Annotated in this window: 17 protein-coding genes; 13 read left to right on the top strand and 4 right to left on the bottom strand. The window is 28.6% G+C overall.

Going from position 1 to position 16829, the window contains the following annotated elements; all coding sequences use genetic code 11:
- Positions 1–22: 22 nt before the first annotated feature.
- The 5 genes from ACN6I1_RS08505 to ACN6I1_RS08485 all read left to right on the top strand — a co-directional run bounded on the left by ACN6I1_RS08505 (position 23) and on the right by ACN6I1_RS08485 (position 5119).
- Complete coding sequence (locus ACN6I1_RS08505; protein ID WP_419741615.1) at positions 23–160, top strand: hypothetical protein; 138 nt, start codon at positions 23–25, stop codon at positions 158–160.
- 126 nt (positions 161–286) lie between these two features.
- Positions 287–1000 carry an ion channel gene (locus ACN6I1_RS08500; RefSeq protein WP_419741614.1) on the top strand — a complete coding sequence of 238 codons (714 nt, stop codon included), beginning with the start codon at positions 287–289 and terminating at the stop codon, positions 998–1000.
- A gap of 254 nt (positions 1001–1254) precedes the next feature.
- Entirely contained in the window at positions 1255–1956 is a 702-nt protein-coding gene (locus tag ACN6I1_RS08495) for a response regulator transcription factor (protein WP_207745025.1), read from the top strand.
- Entirely contained in the window at positions 1931–4093 is a 2163-nt protein-coding gene (locus ACN6I1_RS08490; RefSeq protein ID WP_419741613.1) for a sensor histidine kinase, read from the top strand. Before ACN6I1_RS08495 ends, ACN6I1_RS08490 begins: the two co-directional genes overlap by 26 nt.
- Before the next feature lie 348 nt (positions 4094–4441).
- Positions 4442–5119: a YczE/YyaS/YitT family protein gene (locus ACN6I1_RS08485; protein WP_419741612.1), complete on the top strand. Its 678-nt coding sequence runs from the start codon at positions 4442–4444 to the stop codon at positions 5117–5119.
- Positions 5120–5185: 66 nt separating this feature from the next.
- On the opposite strand, the gene ACN6I1_RS08480 is transcribed toward ACN6I1_RS08485, so the two are convergent.
- A complete protein-coding gene (locus ACN6I1_RS08480) occupies positions 5186–5626 on the bottom strand; it encodes a hypothetical protein (protein WP_052169199.1) in 441 nt (146 codons plus the stop codon).
- Between the two features lie 75 nt (positions 5627–5701).
- Between ACN6I1_RS08480 and ACN6I1_RS08475 the strand changes: the two genes are divergently transcribed.
- Entirely contained in the window at positions 5702–6823 is a 1122-nt protein-coding gene (locus ACN6I1_RS08475) for a serine/threonine-protein kinase (RefSeq protein ID WP_419741611.1), read from the top strand.
- A 90-nt stretch (positions 6824–6913) separates the two neighbouring features.
- Complete coding sequence (locus ACN6I1_RS08470; protein ID WP_419741610.1) at positions 6914–7324, top strand: FxLYD domain-containing protein; 411 nt, start codon at positions 6914–6916, stop codon at positions 7322–7324.
- 109 nt (positions 7325–7433) lie between these two features.
- On the opposite strand, the gene gltS is transcribed toward ACN6I1_RS08470, so the two are convergent.
- The 3 genes from gltS to ACN6I1_RS08455 form a co-directional block, all read right to left on the bottom strand.
- On the bottom strand, positions 7434–8699 hold the full coding sequence (gltS, locus tag ACN6I1_RS08465) for a sodium/glutamate symporter (RefSeq protein ID WP_419741609.1): 1266 nt from the start codon (positions 8697–8699) through the stop codon (positions 7434–7436).
- Between the two features lie 176 nt (positions 8700–8875).
- Complete coding sequence (locus tag ACN6I1_RS08460) at positions 8876–10210, bottom strand: uracil-xanthine permease family protein (protein WP_419741608.1); 1335 nt, start codon at positions 10208–10210, stop codon at positions 8876–8878.
- Positions 10211–10252: 42 nt separating this feature from the next.
- Positions 10253–10945 carry a cyclase family protein gene (locus tag ACN6I1_RS08455; RefSeq protein ID WP_419741607.1) on the bottom strand — a complete coding sequence of 231 codons (693 nt, stop codon included), beginning with the start codon at positions 10943–10945 and terminating at the stop codon, positions 10253–10255.
- A gap of 219 nt (positions 10946–11164) precedes the next feature.
- Between ACN6I1_RS08455 and ftcD the strand changes: the two genes are divergently transcribed.
- The 6 genes from ftcD to ACN6I1_RS08425 all read left to right on the top strand — a co-directional run bounded on the left by ftcD (position 11165) and on the right by ACN6I1_RS08425 (position 16818).
- On the top strand, positions 11165–12106 hold the full coding sequence (gene ftcD, locus ACN6I1_RS08450) for a glutamate formimidoyltransferase (RefSeq protein ID WP_419741606.1): 942 nt from the start codon (positions 11165–11167) through the stop codon (positions 12104–12106).
- Positions 12107–12121: 15 nt separating this feature from the next.
- Positions 12122–13666: a dihydroorotase gene (locus ACN6I1_RS08445; protein WP_419741605.1), complete on the top strand. Its 1545-nt coding sequence runs from the start codon at positions 12122–12124 to the stop codon at positions 13664–13666.
- A gap of 170 nt (positions 13667–13836) precedes the next feature.
- The gene (locus ACN6I1_RS08440; protein WP_021431060.1) at positions 13837–14448 is read left to right on the top strand and encodes a cysteine hydrolase family protein; all 612 of its coding nucleotides are present in this window, start codon (positions 13837–13839) and stop codon (positions 14446–14448) included.
- A gap of 185 nt (positions 14449–14633) precedes the next feature.
- Positions 14634–15188, top strand: a complete 555-nt coding sequence (locus ACN6I1_RS08435) for a UbiX family flavin prenyltransferase (protein ID WP_419741604.1) — start codon at positions 14634–14636, stop codon at positions 15186–15188.
- A 1-nt stretch (position 15189) separates the two neighbouring features.
- Positions 15190–16530, top strand: coding sequence for a UbiD family decarboxylase (locus ACN6I1_RS08430; protein ID WP_419741603.1), 1341 nt, complete (start codon positions 15190–15192; stop codon positions 16528–16530).
- A 27-nt stretch (positions 16531–16557) separates the two neighbouring features.
- The gene (locus tag ACN6I1_RS08425) at positions 16558–16818 is read left to right on the top strand and encodes a BMC domain-containing protein (protein ID WP_021431056.1); all 261 of its coding nucleotides are present in this window, start codon (positions 16558–16560) and stop codon (positions 16816–16818) included.
- Positions 16819–16829: the final 11 nt, after the last annotated feature.

The raw sequence follows: 16829 nt of genomic DNA, 5'->3' as shown, positions 1-16829 counted from the left end.
TTTTAATTAGGGAGATGGTTTTATGAATAAGAAAAAATTAGTTATAGGAATAATAATATTTGTGCTAATATACGCAATACTTGGTATGGGTATAAAAATAGATAAAAATGGATTTCATGGAGTTGTTCATTGGGGAGATGAACTTATAAATATTTTTTAATTAGAGACAATAGATACATAAAAAAGCTGAAACTTAGTTTAATTGGTTTCAGCTTTTTTATTATATTATTTAATCAATGGAGCAAACTAATTTTGAAAATCTATTTTAGGCAGGAGAAATAATAAGATGACAATGATTATAGAGTTAACACTGTTATTAATTAGCACAATTATGATTTGTTTAACTGAAAATTATTTAGTAAATTTATGTGGATTACTGCTGCTAATGATATACGCAATTTATTTTATGAAAAAAGTTTATGTAGTAAAGAAAAAAAGGAATGTTAGAAAAGTTCAAATACCAACTTTGATAGTGGGTTATATAGGGCTATATGTAAATATAAACGTATTTACACAAAGGGGATTTACTTTAGGTCAGTGGGTTACAAGCTATGGAGGAATAATTTTAGGTATAATATATTTTTTTGTTTTATCTATTGTAATAATACTTTGGACTATTATAACTATTATTTGGGTATTTAGAATTCCAAAAGATTACAATGATTTAAAGTCATCTGTAATTGTTTTTGGAATAATAACATTGGTTTTGCTGAGTAGTACAATTTTTTATGCTAATTTATTTGAGGATTATAATAACTATTATACTTTTATAGATGTAAATGAAAGTAATGGATTATTTTTAAGTGATGGAAGTAGGGTAAAAAATAAAATTGACTATTTATATTTTAGTAGTGTTATGATTTTTACAATAGGATATGATGAAGTTAGTATATTAGGTTCTGGATTAAAAATTATAGTTGCGAGTGAAATGTTTGTTTCGTATTTATTAATGTGTATTTTTGTTCCAAGCATATTCACATTAATTAGTTCTAGAGATTAAATACTAAACACTAAAATAAATAAGGAAGTAAAAAATATATAAATTTATATATTTTTACTTCCTTATTTATTTTTAATAAAGTTTAAATTAAACCTTTAGAAAATCTTTAGATTTATATACTGATTATCTTAAAAGTTTAAAGTTAATATATAAGTACAATAAAGATAAAGAAGGAGGTTTTAAGAAGTTGGTTAAATTAAAAAATGCCTTATGATATTATATATATAGAAAAATAATAAAGTGGGGTAGAAAAAATGAATTTTAATATTTTAGTTGTAGAAGATGAACAAGATATAGCTTATGCAGTAAAAGCTTATTTAAACAATCAAGGATATAATGTATTTATTGCAAATAATGGGGTTGAAGGATTATGTATATTAGAAAAAGAAACTATTCATTTAAGTATAGTAGACATAATGATGCCTAAAATGGACGGAATCGAGTTTACCATGAAATTAAGAGAAAATCATGATTTTCCAGTTATAATGTTATCTGCAAAATCTGAAGAAATTGATAAAATAACAGGATTAAATATAGGAGCTGATGACTATATTGAAAAACCTTTTAAACCTTTAGAGCTTTTAGCTAGAGTAAATTCTCAACTTAGAAGGTACAGAAAGTTTTTAAATTTAGTTGAAAAAAATATACCAAATGAAAACATACATACTATAGGTGGTTTAGAACTTAATGTGAATACAAAGGAAGTTTGTGTTGATGGGAACTTTGTAAAAACAACTCCTATAGAGTTTAAAATACTTACTTTGCTTATGAAAAACCCAGGAAGGGTATTTTCCGCAGACGAAATATATGAGAAAGTATGGAAAGAAAGAGCTGTAAATACAGACACAATAATGGTTCATGTAAGGAATATAAGAGAAAAAATAGAAATGAACCCTAAAAATCCAAAATATTTGAAGGTGGTGTGGGGCGTTGGATACAAAATTGAAAAACAATAAACTATATATAAAATTAATAATTATAATGACGATATTAATAGCGTCAATAGGGATGGTATTATCTTATCAAAGTATAAAAAAGTATAGTAATCATTTTGGATATAATATATATGAATATAATGATGATTTCTCAAGAGAGTTAATAGAATCTACATATGGACTTTACTATAAAATTTATGATGAAAATAATGAAAAATCTAGACCTGCAGATCTTATGTTAGAGTTAAAGTCGGGTGCATATACTAATGAGGATGAATATACAAAGGAAATAAGAAATGAGTTTGATAGCGAGATAAATGATTTCGCTGAAAACTTAAATACAGATTTAAAAAATTTAGATTATTATGTTGTTGATAAGTCTAAAAATTTAACTAAAAAAAGTCCAAGTGGAAATTTAGATTTACTAGATAGTAATGAAAAGAAGATTCAAGAAAATTTAAAAGATAAATATGATTTTTATATATCTATTGATTTTGACGATAAAGGAAATATGAAGATTAACAAACTACATGGAGCAGATGAAAGAACTATTGAATCTAATTTAAACCAAAATAAAAAAACATCTGTATATTTAGGCGAAGATATTTATGAATTGAAGCCTATAAAAAATATGAAGTTTGTATATGGAATACCTGAAGATTTAAAATATGTGGATAATATACATTATAAAAAAATAAGTGAGCAAGAGCATTCGTACACTATGGCTTCTAGAATTTTTATAAATATAGGAATTGTATTTGTTATTTTGGTTGCAATAATTATTCCATATAAGGAAATTAAAGAGTTAAAAATACTTGAAAAAATGACAAAAATACCAGTAGAAGTAGTGGCGTTTTTAGTTTACTTATCATTTATTTATGCCTATTTGGCTTCTGATTTACTTATAATAAAAACGGTAATGAATAAATCAATAATAAGCTTTACTCAATTACAATTTACAACAGATATAAATAATATAATTAATTATTTAATCAATCTGATTTACTGGGTAGCTTTATTTACAGTAATGTTTACAGGGATAATATTGTTAAAACATATTATAAAAACTAGAAATACAACATACTTAAAAGACAATTCATTAATTTATAAAGGTACAAAATATATAAATAAAAAATTAAGAAAAACAAAAAAATGGATGTTTGATATAGAACTAGGAAGAAACAATAAAAAGAAAATAGTATCTATATTAATTCTTAATTTAATTGTAGTAAGTTTAATATCGTGTACTTGGTTTTTTGGATTAATATTAGTTCCTATATACACTTTAGTTTTATACTTTATTATAAAGAAAAAATATCTTTCCATAAATAGGGATTACAATAAATTACTAGATATAACAAAAGAAATTGCAAATGGCAACTTAGATACAGAATTAAATGATAATTTAGGAACTTTTAATGTATTGAAAAATGAAATTGATAATATTCAAGTTGGATTTAAAAAAGCTGTAGATGAAGAAGTTAAAAGTCAAAAAATGAAGACAGAGTTGATTTCTAATGTAAGTCATGATTTAAAAACTCCATTAACATCTATAATAACTTATGTTGATTTATTAAAAGATGAGAATTTAACTGAAGAAAAACGAAAAATTTATATAGACACATTGGATAGAAAATCTGAAAGATTAAGAATATTGATAGAAGATTTATTTGAGGTTAGTAAAGTTAATAGTGGTAATGTACATTTAAATATTATAGATGTAGATGTAGTATCTTTGATGAAACAAACATTAGTTGAAGTAGATGATAAAATAAAAGCTTCGAATTTAAAAATAAGAACAAATTTTCCAGAAGAAAAATTAATATTGAAATTAGATAGTCAAAGAACGTTTAGAGTATTTGAAAACCTGTTAATAAATATAAGTAAGTATGCGATGGAGTATTCTAGAGTGTATATTGATATAATGAGTGAAGCTGAAGTTGTAAAAATAAGCTTTAAAAATATGACAGCTCAAGAGATTGATTTTGATGTAGAAGATTTAGTTGAAAGGTTTGTAAGAGGAGATAAATCGAGGAACACAGAAGGTAGTGGGTTAGGGCTTGCCATCGCAAAGAGTTTTGTTGAGCTTCAAGGTGGAACATTTAATGTTAGTACTGATGGAGATTTATTTAAGGTAGTTATAACTTTAAAAAAATAGATGTGAAATTTGTTATAGAGCTGTAAATTATGTTTAAAGAGTAAGCATGATTTACAGCTTTTAAATTATTAAACTTACATATTTTTAAAATGGATTTTAAAAATATATAAAAAATTTTATTTTAAAAAATAATTTTTGAACAGCGATTAAATCATAGTGATACCAAAGGTTTAAAGGTAAGAAAAAAGACAATAAGAAATATTATTACTCTTAAGAATGAGTAAAAAATAACAAACTTTATTGACATATTTTTGAAATTATATTATTCTGTAAAAGTCAATAAATCAAGTAACCAAGTAATTAACTTAAAGTCAATTGGAATAGTAGACATACTTAGGGGGTATATGGATGAATAAACTTTTAAGCTCTGTGAAAAGGTTAACATTATTTTTTATAGGAATGAGTATAATTCAATTTGGAGTAGCTTTATATTTAAAAACAAATATAGGCTCAGATCCATTTACAGTTTTTACACAAGGATTAGCGTGTGCATTAAATAGCATTGGGGTAAACGCTACTACGGGAACTGCAAATAGAATAATCTTAATTGTATTATTTACAATAATATTTTTAGTTCAGAAAAATCATATCAAAATAGGTACCTTAATATGTGTTATTGGAGTTGGGCCAATTATTGATATGGCTGTAAACGTTGTTACATATTTTCCAATTCAACACTATAGTTATATTGGAAAAGTAATTTTAGTAGGGTTAGGGTGTTTTATCATATCTGTAGGATTTTCTATTCTTTCATCTACTAAGGTAGGAATGGCACCAAATGATATAATACCGTTTATTATAAAAGATAAAATGAAATTAGAATATCGCTGGATAAGAATGGGAATTGATGCTACGTTTTTGATTGCAGGCTATTTATTAGGAGGTACAGTAGGACTTGGAACGGTTATAGCGATGCTTATAACAGGTCCATTTATTCAAACATGCCTTCCGTATGGAGAAAAATTAGTTAACTTTATTTTAAATGAGGAACCTGTAAGAAATAGTGTTGAGGACTTTAACATATAATATAATAAAAAAACTCTTTCTTAGTTAAAGTGAAATTACTAGGAAAGAGTTTTTTTGTTCAGAAAATTAAATATCTAAAAGAGTTCCAAAATTTCTATTATAAAGTAATTCATCAATTTTAGAGATGCTTAGGCTTTTATTAATTCCAAATATTAAAATACTATCTCTAGGATTTTTAGGATATAATTCTCCTACATTTCCTAATTTAAGAGCTTTATTGCTTTCTTCTAAGTTTAATTTAGCAGATAAACATAGTTGAATAATTTTATCTCTACTTGGTTTTTTACTTCCGTTTAAAATTTGATATCCATATGTCCTATCGATTTCAGCATTTTTTATAAGTAAACTCTTGCTTATATTTTTTTCTTTGCATATGCTTTCAAAAAAGCTAGGCAAGCTTAAATCAGAAAAATTTTCCTTGGCAATTTTGATAAACTCATCTAGACAAGATTCATTTTCTATATTATTTAAAACACTCATAAGTTCAACTGTTTTATTATTATTCATATAAATAATTCCACCTCGCATATTAATATGATATAATTCTATGGAAATAAAATCAATAAAAGAGGTGCAAAAATATTGAATATAGATGCAGAATACAAGATATCAATATATGAAGAATTAAAATCTATACATAAAAGTAGAAAAAGTGAAATATTTTTAGTTCAAAGTACTTTAGATGAAAAGTTTTATATAAAACGTGTATTAAAAGAGTATACGATAGAAGTATATGAAAATTTAACTCATATAGAAAGTAATAATATGGCTAGAATATATGAAGCTTTTGAATATGAAGATAAATTAATAATAATTGAAGAGTTTATAAGTGGACATACTTTGCAAGAAATTTTAAAAAAAGAGGAAATGATAAGTGAGGATATTGTAGTAAAATACATGATTGAATTATGTAATGCTCTTAAAAAAATTCACAATTTGAACCCTTGCATAATTCATAGAGATATAAAACCTGCCAATATAATGATAAGCAATGATGGAGTATTAAAACTAATAGATTTTGATATAGCAAGACTATACAAATACGGAGAAAATATGGACACGACTTTTTTGGGAACAAAGGGGTATGCATCTCCAGAACAATTTGGATTTGATCAAACAGATTGTAGAAGTGATATATATGCTATTGGCATCATGATGAATGTATTGACTACAGGCAAGCATACAAAAGAAATAGAAAACCATGGAAAATTAAAAGATATAATAAAAAAATGTACGAAAATATCTGCTGATGAAAGATACCAAAGTGTAGAAGATCTAGAAGAAGATTTAAAAGAGTTAATTAATACAAGTTATAAAGAAATAAAAAAAACATATGAGATAAATAAAAAAATAGATAATGATACAAAGACTTTAAATATTAATACTAAAAAAAGAAACAGCTTATGGGATATATTACCGGGATTTAGATCTAGAAATAAGTTGAATATGATGTTAGCTATTTTATGGTATTTATTTTTGATCACTGGTATAGTTTTCGTAGATAGTACAACAACATTTATAGAAAATATACTTGTAATAGGATTATTATTATCATTATTTTTATTATACACTAACTTTTTAAATATAAAGAGTAAGTTACCTATGATACGAAGTAAAGAAAGGTATTTTAGTATATTTGGATATATAATTTATAGCTTTATACTTTTTATGATTTTTGGCTTGGGTCTTGAGTTACTGAAATAATAAAAAATGTGTATGCTAATAGCACACCAATAAATTAAATATAAATTTTATAATAAAAACAACAAGTAATTATTTATTGGAGGTTTTATTATGAAAAAAGTTATAGTAGGTATATTAATAGGTATTGTAGTTGTTATAGGAGGGTGTGCAGCTATGTTTACAGCTGGAGTGTCTAGCGTGGATAAAGCTGTAAATCAAGTAAAAGAAGATACTGTTAAGAATGATAGCAAAGTGCAAGACTTAGCTAAAGACATGTCTTGGGAAGTAGAAAAAGATCAATTTACTACTAAAATAGTAGGAACATTTGAAAACAAAAGTAATGAAAAAATAGATTATTTACAGTTTGATTATAAATTAATAGATAAAGAAGGAACGGTTATTGAAAGTTCGTTTACTAATGAGACAGACATTATGCCTAAAGAGAAAAGAAAAGTAGAAATATTATGTTCTAGAAATAATTTTGATAAGTATGAGATAACAGCTAAATCAAGTGCATTTTAATAAAAAAGAGTTGCCATCAATTAAAGGCAACTCTTTTTTAAGTTAGAAAAATTATAATTTTAAAAATATATATAAAATAAAAACTTAGATCTATTATTAAAGTAAGATTTTAAGATAGTATATTTATAAACATTATTATAGTAGGTATTGCAACTAGATCAATTAAAAAAGCGCAGACAATTGGTATCGTGAAAAATGCTTTTTCTGAGTAACCATATCTACTACATATTGAATTCAAGTTAGCAAGTGCATTTGGAGTAGCACCAAGTTCATGCCCTATAAAGCCACCAACCATTACGGCTGCATCATAATCCTTACCTAATAATTTAAACATTACAAATATAGTAAATAAAACTATAAATAATACTTGCATTAAAACTATAATCAACATAGGTAATCCAAGCGTTTTTAATTCCCAAAGCTTAATACTCATAAGGGCCATAGTTAAAAATAAATTTAAACTTATATCACCTAAAAGTTCGAAACATGAATAGTCAACATCTACAAATTTAAATTTATCATTACTATTTCTAAATAACATAGCAACTAAAATACCACCTACATACTCAGGTAATGCATAACCTGTTATTTTACCTATAAAATTGCTAACAACATATCCTAATGACATACACGTAGTCAATATAAAGATATGTTTAATAAATTCTGAAGAATCCAATTTTGATGATACTTTAGAATCAGATGCTATTGCAATTTCACTATTGATATCGTCTTCAATTTCGATATGATTATGTAAGTTGTTTGAAAGAGAATCTTTTGGTTTTAATTTATACTTCTCAATTAAAAATTTGGAGGTTGGAGCTCCAACAAATCCACCACAAATAAGGCCTAATGTTGCAGCGGCAAGACCTATAGTATTAGCACCTACAACTCCTATTGATTCTAAAGTTGGACCGAAAGTTGCACTAGTTCCATGACCACCACCCATAGATATAGCACCACACATAAGTCCAAGCAATGGGTCAAGTCCTGTTAGTAGAGCTCCTAATAACCCTATAATATTTTGAGAAAATATAAGTATTATACAAAATATCCAGTAAATCAGTACAGACTTGCCTCCCTTTTTAATAAGGTTAAAACTTGCGCCTATACCTACGGTAGTAAAGAAAGCAACCATAAATGTAGATTGTAAGCTAGTGTCTAATACAATAGTTAATATATTAAATTGATTAAGTAAAAAAACTAAAAGTGCAAAAAATATACCACCTATAACTGGTCCAGGTATACAGAGTCTATCTAAAATTGAGATTCGTCTTTTTACTATTTTTCCTAAAATTATTAAAAAACATGTTAATGCAATCGTAGCAGCAATGTTTAAATTAAGATTAAGGATTCCGTTAATTTTGTAAAGTTCCATCAAATCACTCCTTATTTAATTTAGTTAGATATTAGATTATTATACTATAAAATAATATAAAATGTAAATACAATTTAAACAATTCTTAAATTTCTTAATAAAACTTTAATTGAATGTAAAAAAAAATAACTATCTTTTGAAGTGGAATAGTTATTTCGATTAATTTTATATTGTATTTACTCAGTATCTTTTAAAAGTATATTTAGCATTACTGCAAATATAGTCCCTGTGCTTATTCCTGAACCAAATAATAATTTCAAAGATTCAGGTAAAACTGTTAAAAGCTCAGGTCTTGTAGTTATTCCAAGGCCAAGAGCTATAGAAACAGATATTATAATTAAGTTTCTATTATTTATATTAACTTTACTTAATGTTTTTATTCCGCTAGCAGCAACAACTCCGAACATTACTATTCCAGCTCCACCTAAAACAGGGCTAGGTATAGATGCAACTAGAGCTCCCAATTTTGGGAATATTCCAAGTAACATCATAATTACTCCTGATATTATAACCACATGTCGACTTGCGACTTTAGTGATAGGAATAAGACCGATATTTTGACTAAATGTAGTATTAGGGCATACGCCGAAAAAACCAGCTAAAAAGCTACCTAGACCGTCAGCCAATACTCCTTTACTTAATTGTTCACTAGAAGTTTTAATATCTGAAGCTTCACCTATTGCGATTAAACAACCTACAGTTTCTATAGTAGTTACTAGATAAGCTATAATAAATGGAGCAACTCCAGCTAGGCTAAACTTTATTCCATGCTCTAAGATTACAGGTATTCCAGGCAAACCTATCCAACTTGCTTCTTTTATAGGTGTAAAATCAACTAAGCCAATAGGTATACACGCTAAGTAGCCTACAAACATTCCTATCAAAATTGAAGAACTGCTAAGAACTCCTTTCCCATATATATTAAACCCTACGACTATAACCATAACTACTAAAGCTATACAAATGTTTGTAATGCTTCCATAAGTAGGAGAACCAATACCTCCAGCACACCAATCCATAGAAACAGGAACAAGTGTAAGTCCTATTAAAGTAACAACAGTACCTGTAACAACAGGTGGGAAAAATTTCATAAGAGGCTTTATAAATCTACTCAAAATCATTTCTATAAAGGAACCGAGTATGGTAGCACCAAATATTCCTGCAAGACCCATAGAAGTACCAACTGTTATTGCGGGTCCTACAAATGTAAAAGATGTACCCATAATACAAGGAAGTTTAGCTCCAATTTTGTAAATACCTCTTGCCTGGATGATAGTTGCAAGACCTGCTACAAATATTGTAGCACTAACTAACATAGCTGTAGTTCTAACATCAACACCTATTGCAGGACCTATGACCAAAGGAACTGCAACAATTCCACCAAAAGCTGCAACTATATGTTGAAAACCAAGAAGGATTGAAAGTTGCAAATTTGGTCTATCTTCTATTCTATATAGTAATCCTGAGTTATTTTGATTTTTAATCTTTTGAGAAGAACTATTTTCACTCATAAATTCTCCTCCTAATATAAATTTTGCTGCTAGCTATAATAATTAATCTTCCAAAAGAGCGATGGCTCTTATTGGGGACCCAGAACCTTCTCTAATTTTAAGTGGTAATCCAAAATATAAAAATCTTTTACCCACTAATTGATCAAGATTACAAAGATTTTCTGTGTTGGTGATATCATACTCTCCACATACTAAATGTCCTGAAAAATTTAAGTCTTTTGGATGATCAATTGCAGGAGCATCAACTCCTATATTAACTACTCCAGATGTTGCTAGGTACTTAGCTGCATCATAACTAAGTCCAGAATATTCAAATTGCCACTTATCTGTGTTAAAATTTCTGTCATAATGACCAGTGTACATTAGCAATATATCTCCTTTTTCAATTTGAAGGTTAGAATTTTTTAAGGAAATTTCTATATCCTTAATTTCAATATACCTACTATAAGGAATATTGCTTAAGTCTATACAAATAGCACTTCCAAAAAAATAATCAAGAGGCATGTTTTCTATAGTCTTACCACTGGATTTGTATTCCCATACAGCGTCAGAATGAGTACCACCATGTTCACTTATAAGTAAATTTCTAGCAGAAAATCCTAAAGTTTTACTTCCAGTTCTTTTCATATTTTCTTCATGAGTCATATTTGTCATTATAAAGGTAGGTTGATGCATTGGAAAAACAGACATACCCTGATAAATTTCTTGTGATAAATCAATTACTTTAAATCCCATTAAAACACCTCCTTAAAAACTTTATTTAATAAGTTATATTCACAATAGCTAGAAAATATAATTTATAAACAAGTGTAAATAAAAAAATTAGAAAACTTACTTTAAACTACAGAAAAATTCAATAGATAAAAATTAATCATAAGTTTGGATAAATGAAGATTTGCTTGTTTTAATAGTTTATCTACTTATTAAATTTAAAAAAAATAAGGAGATAAGTGTATGGAGAAAAAACAATATGTATTAGCAGTGCCAAATTTTAGTAATGGAAAAGACAAAGATGTAATTGAAGCTATTGTGGACGTAGTTAGAAATTCAAATGTAAAGTTAGTGAGCTATGAACCAGAAGCAGATTTTAACAGAACAGTTGTTACATTTATAGGAGAGCCAGAAGATGTAAAAGATGCTTTAGTTAATATGGCTAAAAAATCTATAGAACTTATAGATATGAGAGAACATAAAGGAACTCACCCTAGAATAGGAGCACAAGATACTCTGCCTATATTCCCACTTAAAAATATAACTATAGAAGAGTGTGTGAAGCTATCAAAAGAAATAGGGGAAAGGCTACATAAAGAAAGTAAAGTCCCTATATACTTTGCAGGAGAAAGTGCTAGTACAGAAGAAAGAAAGACATTTGCATATATAAGAAAAGGTCAATATGAAGGTGTTAGAGATCTTTTAAAAGAGATAAAAGATGATAGCAGTAGACAAGAAGAATATAACAATAGAAAGCCAGATTTAAGTATTGATGGATTATTAAGTGAAAAAGCTGGAGCAACATTATCGAGCGCTGAAGTTAATGGGCTTACAGCTTATAATATATTCCTTGGAACTGAAAATGTAGAGATAGCTAAAAAAATAGCTAAAGCATTAAGAGGACCAAGTGGTGGATTTAGTACTGTTAGGGCAGTTGGAATTAAATTCCCAGAAAAAGAAGGAGTAGTAGTTTCTATGAATTTACTAGATTGTTATCAAACTCCTATTCATAGAGCGTTTGAATTTGTAAAAAGAGAAGCTGAGAGATATGGAGTAATAGTAACTGGAAGTCAATTAGTAGGACCTGTAAAACTAGACTATGTATTAGACACATTTAACTATTATTTACAATTAGAGGATTTTAGAAACGAACAAGTATTAGAAACTCATTTAATAGATATGTAAGGGGGATTTTAAATTATGGATTTAATTATAAAAAATGCAAACATACCTCAAGGAGATGAAATGGTTCTTACTAATATATTAGTAAAAGACGAAAAAATAGTAGGGTTTGTTGATGATATAAATATGATAGATGCAAAAGAAATTATAGATGCAAATAAAAACTTAGTAATGCCAGGTTGTATAGATTCACATACGCATTTTATGTATCAAGGATTTCCTCATAGAGAAAACTTTTTAACAGGAACAGCAGCAGCAGCTACTGGAGGAGTTACTACTATAATTGATATGCCTTGTTGTTCAGTTCCTTCAGTTAGAAGTATAGAACAATTAGAAACAAAACTAGGTATATGTGGGCCACAAGCTGTAGTAGATTATGCTATGTGGGGAGGAGTTACAGGAGAAGATGTTCGCGAAGGTTGGATGCATAATGTAAAAGAACAAGCTGATTATGGGGTAGTTGCTTTTAAAGTTTATATGACTCCATCTGTTCCAACTTATCCAAGAGTTACAGATCCAGAAATGTTTGAATGCTTTAAAGCAGTATCAGAAACAGGGCTTCCGATAGGAATACATGCAGAAAATTTTGCAATGTGTGATTTTTATGTAAATAAATTTAAAGAAGAAGGTAGACTTGATGGACCCGCTTGGGCAGAAGCTAGAATGGAGCTTGCTGAAAAGGTAGCTATAGAGTTAGGTATTAGCTTTGCTGAATCTAGTAAAGCTAGACTTCATATAGTTCATATGAGTACTGGTGTAGGGGCTAAGCTAGTAAAAGAAGCTAAAATGAGAGGTTTAGACGTAACTAGTGAATCTTGTCCTCATTACTTAACTTTAAATTATCAAGATGCTATGACTGAATATGGGCCACTTGCAAAAATAGCTCCACCTCTTAGAACTAAAAAAGATAATGAGGAGCATTGGAAAGGTATAAATGATGGAAGTATAGATTTTATAGCAACAGACCATGCACCATATGAAATAGAAAGTGAAAAATTAAAAGAAGGTACGAACATATGGACTTCATTCCCAGGTATACCAGGAGTTGAGACTATGGTACCTGTAATAGTCAGTGAAGGATATAATAAGGGCAGAATTTCACTAAGTAAATTAGTTGATATACTAAGTACTAATGCAGCTAAACACTATGGATTATATCCTAAGAAAGGTGCTTTAAATATAGGGTCAGATGCTGACTTTGCAATAATAGATTTAAATAAAGAATGGACTATTAAAAATGAAAATTTAGTAACTATGTGTGGATACACTCCACTTGAAGGAATGAAACTAAAAGGAAGAATAATTAAAACTATAGTCAGAGGTAATTTAGTTTATGAAGATGGAGAAGCTGGAGTTTTGGGAAATTTAGATAATTATGATGTTTTATTTAATAATCCTGAAGAATTAACTAGTGGAGAATATAAAGTTAGTTATAGAAAAGATCATCCAGAGTTAATTCTTGAACATGTCAAAAATATAAAAGGTATAAAGGTTAAACCGGGATTCGGTAAATTTATAAAACGTCAGACAATAAGTAAGTTAGATAAAAATATCAAGTTCTAATGTTGATTAGTGGTGGAGAGCGGGAGTTGTGAATTGCTTCTGTCGCTAAAGACCTGAAGTGCGCGGTCTTTAACGCTTTTTCAGCAAGTCACAACTCCCACCCTCTATACTATCAATCTTTAGAAACTTAATTTTTTCGGTGAGGAAAGAGAATAAGAGGGGGATTTATTATGAAAAGACATGCAATTTTAGTTATAGATATGTTAAATGATTTTGTGGGGGAGAAAGCTCCATTAAGATGTCCGGGAGGAGAAAAAATAATACCTGATCTTCAAAAGCTTTTTGCTTGGGTTAGAGAAAGAAATGCTAGAGGATTAGACGATGTTCAGTTAGTTCATATACAAGAAGCTCATAGAAAAAATGATGCTGATTTTAGAGTTAGACCAGTTCATGCAGTTAAAGGAACGTGGGGTTCTGATTTTATAAAAGAACTTTATCCACAAGGTGAAGAGTATATAGTTCCAAAGAGAAGACATAGTGGGTTTGCACATACTGATCTAGATTTATATTTAAGAGAAGAAAATATAGATACTGTAGTTGTTACTGGGGTATGGACTAATGTATGTGTTAGAAGTACTGCTAGTGATGCATTATATAATGCGTATAAAGTTATAACTTTAAGTGATGGAGTTCATTCTAAAAATGATGAGATGCATGAAGCAGGGCTTAGAGATTTAAGTATATTTACAAAGGTTATGACTATAGATGAGTATATAGATGCATGGGAAAAAGACTTAGACCCTTGGGTTGGAGGCGGAGATACAGAAAACAAAGTAGAGTAGTTTAAATAGTTTTGATATTCTGGGCAAGGTGCATGGTAGATATAGGAATTTGCTTCATACAAGCTGGGAAGATGCTTGTAAATGTCGCTGCATTCCCTATATCTACCACGCACTCACAGACCATAATATCAAAACTATATAACTTTATGTATGAGAGAAAAAGATAGGAAGTGGAAGGGAATTTTATGAAAATTGTTGTTGGAATTTCAGGTGGTAGTGGAGCAATTTATGCTTTAGGAATTTTACAAGCATTAAGAGAACTTGGTGTGGAGAGTCACTTGGTAGTTTCTAATATGGGTGAATATGTTGTTGAGCATGAGTGCGGTGTAAGTTTAGACGAGCTTAAAAAAATGGCTGATTTTTATTATGAAAATTATGATTTAGCAGCGCCGATAGCGAGTGGATCATTTAAAACAGATGGTATGATAATTATTCCGTGTTCTATGAAGACATTGGCTTCAGTTGCTCATGGATTTAGCGAATCTTTATTAACTAGATGCGCTGATGTATGTATTAAAGATAGAAGAAAATTAGTATTACTTCCGAGAGAAACTCCTTTAAGTTCTATTCATCTTGAAAATATGCTAAAGCTTTCTAATATAGGGGTTACTATTATGCCTCCTACTCCAGGATTTTATAATCATCCTCAGGATATAAGTGATATTGTTTCATCAATTATAGGAAGGTGTCTAGATCAATTTGATATAGAACATAATTTACTTAAGAGATGGGGGGAATAACATGGAGAGCCAAATGCTTAGATTTACTTTAGATAAATTAGAAAAATCAGGATATCTAAAAACTTGTAAAAAGAGAGTTGATAAAGAATTTGAATTAGGAGCTGTACTTAGGTATTTTGATAATGAAGTACCTATAGTTTTTAAAAATATAAAAAATTATGATACAGATTTAGTTGGTGGAGTATACGGAAATAGAAAAATATTTAATGAGTTAATGGATGTAAATGAAGAAAATAGAATTTATAAATTTATGGATGCTATAGCAAATCCAAAATCATATAAAGAAGTTAAAAGTGGACCTATTGCTCAAAATATTATAACTAAAAATATAGATATAAATAAATTATTTCCGATTCCTACATCGCATGAAAAAGATTCATCAAATTTTATAACAGCAGGGATGCTAATAATAAAAGATCCAGAAACTAATGACACACATATGGCAGTTAGAAGATTCCAAATAAATGATAAAGATAATATAAGTGCTTTAGTATCTGGAGCTTCTCCTCATTTGAATAATATGATTAAAAAAGCTGAATTAAATAATGAAAAGCTAGAGTGTGCAATAGTTTTAGGATATGATGCAGAATTTTTGATAGCATCTCAAATTAGTTCTTCAAAATATGGGCTAGATAAGTATGAGGTTTATAGTTCTTTAAAAAATGAACCACTTGAAGTTATAAAGTGCAGTAGTGTAGATATATTAGTTCCAACATTTTGTGAAATTGTAATCGAGGGGTATTTAGATCCAAATAAAAAAATAAAAGAAGGGCCTTTCGGGGAGCTTATGGGATATTATGGTGAAGTATCAAATCATCCAACTATAGACGTTAAAGCTATAATGCATAGAGATAATCCAATTTTTCAACATGCATTTCCTTCAAGGGAAGAACATTTATCAAATGGTCTTATAAGAGAGGTTGAAATATATAGTGCTTTAAAAAATATAGTGGATGTAATAGATGTTAATGTAACGATAGGCGGAGGATGTAGACTTCATGCAGTTGTAAAGATAAACAAGAAAAATGAAGGAGATGGAAAAAGTTCCATGCTGACAGCACTTGGAAGTAGCAAAGACTTAAAACATGTGGTAATAGTTGATGATGATGTAGATATATATAACTATAAAGATGTAGAATTTGCAATAGCTTCAAGAGTGCAAGCAAGTGAGGATGTAATTATAATACCTAATGCACTGGGAAGTCCATTAGAAGCCTCTCATGTAAATAAAGGCCTTAGCGATAAAATGGGGATTGATGCAACAAAGCCTTTGGACAATGAATTGTTTAATAGAGCTATAATACCAGGTTATGAAAATATAAACATAGATGATTATTTTTAACTTCTTATGTTAAAGGGGTGAGTATGATTGAAAGCACTAGGAATAGTAGAAGTAAAAAGCTTAATAGGTGCAATTCAAGCTGCGGACACAATGTTAAAATCAGCAGATGTAGAGCTAGTTGACATAGATTTGGTGGGATCAGGAATAGTGGCAGCAATTATAAAAGGAGATGTAGCAGCTGTTAAAGCAGCTGTTGAAAATGGAGAAGAAAGTGCAGGAAGATTAGCGGAAATAATATCCACTAATGTAATAGCTAGACCTCATGATGAAGTAAGTAAAATTTTATAGGTGGTGGTTAA

This window comes from Paraclostridium dentum, assembly GCF_048568265.1.
Taxonomy (GTDB): domain Bacteria; phylum Bacillota; class Clostridia; order Peptostreptococcales; family Peptostreptococcaceae; genus Paraclostridium; species Paraclostridium dentum.
This window is presented reverse-complemented; position numbering and strand designations above follow the sequence as displayed.

What these genes read in the sequence shown, in the direction of transcription:
- ACN6I1_RS08435 (WP_419741604.1), top strand. Translation starts at nt 14,634, where the DNA reads ATGAAAATTGTTGTTGGAATTTCAGGTGGTAGTGGAGCAATTTATGCT.
- ACN6I1_RS08460 (WP_419741608.1), bottom strand. Translation starts at nt 10,210, where the DNA reads ATGAGTGAAAATAGTTCTTCTCAAAAGATTAAAAATCAAAATAACTCA.
- ACN6I1_RS08480 (WP_052169199.1), bottom strand. Translation starts at nt 5,626, where the DNA reads ATGAATAATAATAAAACAGTTGAACTTATGAGTGTTTTAAATAATATA.
- ACN6I1_RS08430 (WP_419741603.1), top strand. Translation starts at nt 15,190, where the DNA reads ATGGAGAGCCAAATGCTTAGATTTACTTTAGATAAATTAGAAAAATCA.
- ACN6I1_RS08445 (WP_419741605.1), top strand. Translation starts at nt 12,122, where the DNA reads ATGGATTTAATTATAAAAAATGCAAACATACCTCAAGGAGATGAAATG.
- ACN6I1_RS08500 (WP_419741614.1), top strand. Translation starts at nt 287, where the DNA reads ATGACAATGATTATAGAGTTAACACTGTTATTAATTAGCACAATTATG.
- ftcD (WP_419741606.1), top strand. Translation starts at nt 11,165, where the DNA reads ATGGAGAAAAAACAATATGTATTAGCAGTGCCAAATTTTAGTAATGGA.
- ACN6I1_RS08440 (WP_021431060.1), top strand. Translation starts at nt 13,837, where the DNA reads ATGAAAAGACATGCAATTTTAGTTATAGATATGTTAAATGATTTTGTG.
- ACN6I1_RS08485 (WP_419741612.1), top strand. Translation starts at nt 4,442, where the DNA reads ATGAATAAACTTTTAAGCTCTGTGAAAAGGTTAACATTATTTTTTATA.
- gltS (WP_419741609.1), bottom strand. Translation starts at nt 8,699, where the DNA reads ATGGAACTTTACAAAATTAACGGAATCCTTAATCTTAATTTAAACATT.
- ACN6I1_RS08505 (WP_419741615.1), top strand. Translation starts at nt 23, where the DNA reads ATGAATAAGAAAAAATTAGTTATAGGAATAATAATATTTGTGCTAATA.
- ACN6I1_RS08470 (WP_419741610.1), top strand. Translation starts at nt 6,914, where the DNA reads ATGAAAAAAGTTATAGTAGGTATATTAATAGGTATTGTAGTTGTTATA.
- ACN6I1_RS08455 (WP_419741607.1), bottom strand. Translation starts at nt 10,945, where the DNA reads ATGGGATTTAAAGTAATTGATTTATCACAAGAAATTTATCAGGGTATG.
- ACN6I1_RS08495 (WP_207745025.1), top strand. Translation starts at nt 1,255, where the DNA reads ATGAATTTTAATATTTTAGTTGTAGAAGATGAACAAGATATAGCTTAT.